Raw genomic sequence first — 2,848 nt, forward strand, 5'->3', positions numbered from 1 at the left:
AGCACAACAACGTGAAGCTCTAAGAACACTCACCCGGCCGCTGGAGACTGTTCTGGCATGCTCTCACCACTAAGCCGTCCCTCAATAAATCCAAACAGCGAGTCAAGACCGATAGCCAGTAACGCACCAGGAATGGCGCCGGCAAGCAGCTGAGGGGTATTGAAGAGCGAAATCCCACTGATGACCCAGACACCAAGACCTCCTCCGCCGATGAAGAACGCGAGATATGCAGTCCCGACGTTGAGAACGGCACTCGTTCGAATACCGGCGAAGATGACAGGAACAGCTAGCGGAAGTTGAATTTGTCGAAGAATCTGATTTTCAGTCATTCCCATACCTCGCGCTGCTTCGACGGTACTCTCATCAACGTTCTCGAGACCAGCAACAGTATTGGTCAAGATCGGCAGAAGCGCATACGCGAACAGGCCGACCAGTGCAGGCAGGAAGCCGAGACCAAGTATAGGGAAGACGAGTGCGATGATAGCGAGTGTTGGAATCGTCTGTGAGACGTTTCCGAAACTCATGACGATAGATTTTGCACGCTCGTTTCGTGTGGCGAGGACACCCATTGGGATGGCAATCATAATTGCCAAGGTGACCGACACAAGGACGAGGGCTAGATGTTCTGCTAACAGCCCAAGAAACTCGTCAAAGTTCGCTACGAGGTAGGCATAGGCTGCGAGAAGTGCATCAATCAGTCCCATCGATCACACACCACCGTTCGATTGGTGCGCACGAATCGAAGATTCCGTAATAGTGCCTACGACGTCATCATCTCTGACAACGGGGAGTGATTGTGTATCAATTTCAATCATCCGAGAGAGTGCGATGTCGACTGTATCCGTTGGAGTGACGTACTGATCCCCAGTTCCATCCGCGAGTGCCGCAGTAGAGTCTTCTCCGGTCTCGGTAACAGCTGAAGCTGTTGGCTGCTCAGCTGTAGGTACCGACTCCGACATAATATCCCGGACGGGGGTGATCTGGAGCTCTTTCAACGTTTTATCATCTCCAATGAAGTCTTTGACGAAATCAGTAGCTGGGTTATGCAGAATCTCTCTGGGCGACCCATACTGCACAAGCTCGCCAACATCAAAGATTGCAATTTTATCACCCATTTTCAGCGCTTCATTGATGTCATGTGTGACGAAGAGAATCGTCGTATCAATTCGTTCCTGGATTTCGAGGAACTCATCCTGCAGTTCCTCGCGGGTAAGTGGATCAAGCGCACCGAAGGGCTCATCCATTAACAGGACATCGGGATCTGCAGCAAGTGCACGAGCAACGCCAATTCGCTGTTGTTGGCCACCAGAGAGGGCGTTGGGATACTGGTCGCGATACGTTCCCGGTTCGAGATCCATCAACTTGAGCAGTTCGTCAACGCGGTCATCGATACGGGACTGATCCCAGCCTTTGAGTTCAGGGACTGTTGCGATATTTTCTCCAACAGTCATATGATCGAACAGTCCGATCTCCTGAATCACGTAGCCAATATCTCGTCGCAGATCGACTTTGTCCAGCTCCTGTATATCAGTGCCATCGTAGTACACTGCCCCCTCTGTTGGGTCCTGCATTCGGTTGACGAGGGTCATCGTCGTGGTTTTGCCACAACCTGAAGGGCCCACGAAGACTGTTGTCGTTCCACGTTCAACCTTGAAGCTGATATCTTCGATAGCGACGGTCTGGTCCGAGTATATCTTGGTAACGCCATCGAATTTAATCATCGTGTCCGATGCTTCTGTCGTACCTGTTGTGTTCGTCTTAGTCATGCTATCGACCTCTGGATGAATCGCGTACCGAGAGTCAATTCGATGTCTTCGCCGTTCTGAAGTCTGAAGACCTGTTCGAGGACTTGGAAGATGTAATCAAAGGCCAGTGCAAGTAGCGACACTATAATTGTCGAGACAACGATTGCCGCGGTGTTGGCCTCGCTGATGCCGTTAAAGATGGGATCACCGAGATTATTTGCCCCGATGAAAGCTCCAATAGCGGCAATACCGACGAGGATAACAACGGCATTGCGCACACCCGCCATAATAACTGGAACTGCTTGGGGAAGTTGGAGTCGCAGGAGCCGTTGCGTTTTTGTCATTCCCATTCCACGCCCGGCCTCGATGGTTGCTTCGTCAACCTGCGTAAGACCTAGGTACGTGTTTCTGATAATGGGCAACTGTGCGTAGAGGATAAGCGCAATCACAACTGGAAGTTCCCCAATTCCGACGAGAGGAATTAGCAGTCCGAAGAGAGCAATGCTCGGCACCGTCATCATCATACTCGCACTCCAGAGAATGCCCTTTCCAAGGCGGTCGTTGTAAGTAGCGAGCACTCCAAGTGGAACGCCAATGAGGAGTGCGAACCATACAGAGTCGATGACGACGATGATATGATTAACGAGTAACTCCCATAGAAGCTCTCTGTTGGTAAGGAAGTACTCGACGTACTGGTTTGCGAACAGTGATAGCGGATCGACAAGCGTAGACATTAGAGTACCCCCGTTTCGCGTAGATACTCTCTGGCTACAGTCTGTGGATTCGCATTGTCGATCGCAACCCGATTGTTGAGTTCACGTATTTGTTCAGTAGTTAGATCCGCGCTCATTTCGTTCAACTGTTCACGAATCGATGGGTGAGATTCGATCGTCGACGTGGGTATCATGGGGGCCGCATTGTAGCCCGGGAAAAAGTGCTCGTCATCCTCGAGCACCTGTAGGTCAAACTGTAGGATGCGTGGGTCTGTATTGAAACCGACACCGATATCGGCTTCACCCTCACCGACGACCTGGTACAGCAGTCCAGACTCGATATTTCGGACGTCTATTCGACCCTCCTCGGGAAATTCGTAGTGATCAATG

Annotated in this window: 4 protein-coding genes; all 4 read right to left on the reverse strand. The window is 51.2% G+C overall.

Annotated features, from left to right (window positions below; all coding sequences use genetic code 11):
* Positions 1-29 precede the first annotated feature (29 nt).
* A complete protein-coding gene (locus tag QA609_RS24550) occupies positions 30-704 on the reverse strand; it encodes an ABC transporter permease (protein WP_005557527.1) in 675 nt (224 codons plus the stop codon).
* A gap of 3 nt (positions 705-707) precedes the next feature.
* On the reverse strand, positions 708-1,766 hold the full coding sequence (locus tag QA609_RS24555) for an ABC transporter ATP-binding protein (RefSeq protein WP_278305245.1): 1,059 nt from the start codon (positions 1,764-1,766) through the stop codon (positions 708-710).
* Complete coding sequence (locus QA609_RS24560) at positions 1,763-2,479, reverse strand: ABC transporter permease (RefSeq protein WP_005557530.1); 717 nt, start codon at positions 2,477-2,479, stop codon at positions 1,763-1,765. The genes QA609_RS24555 and QA609_RS24560 overlap by 4 nt, the downstream gene beginning before the upstream one ends.
* Positions 2,479-2,848: glycine betaine ABC transporter substrate-binding protein (locus tag QA609_RS24565; protein ID WP_278305246.1), on the reverse strand; the 370-nt coding region annotated here is incomplete at its 5' end. The genes QA609_RS24565 and QA609_RS24560, both read right to left, overlap by 1 nt.

Source organism: Natronococcus sp. A-GB7 (genome assembly GCF_029688865.1).
Taxonomy (GTDB): Archaea; Halobacteriota; Halobacteria; order Halobacteriales; family Natrialbaceae; genus Natronococcus.

Excerpts from the sequence above, each read along its gene's own strand:
- QA609_RS24550 (WP_005557527.1), bottom strand. The coding sequence starts at position 704 with ATGGGACTGATTGATGCACTTCTCGCAGCCTATGCCTACCTCGTAGCG.
- QA609_RS24555 (WP_278305245.1), bottom strand. The coding sequence starts at position 1,766 with ATGACTAAGACGAACACAACAGGTACGACAGAAGCATCGGACACGATG.
- QA609_RS24560 (WP_005557530.1), bottom strand. The coding sequence starts at position 2,479 with ATGTCTACGCTTGTCGATCCGCTATCACTGTTCGCAAACCAGTACGTC.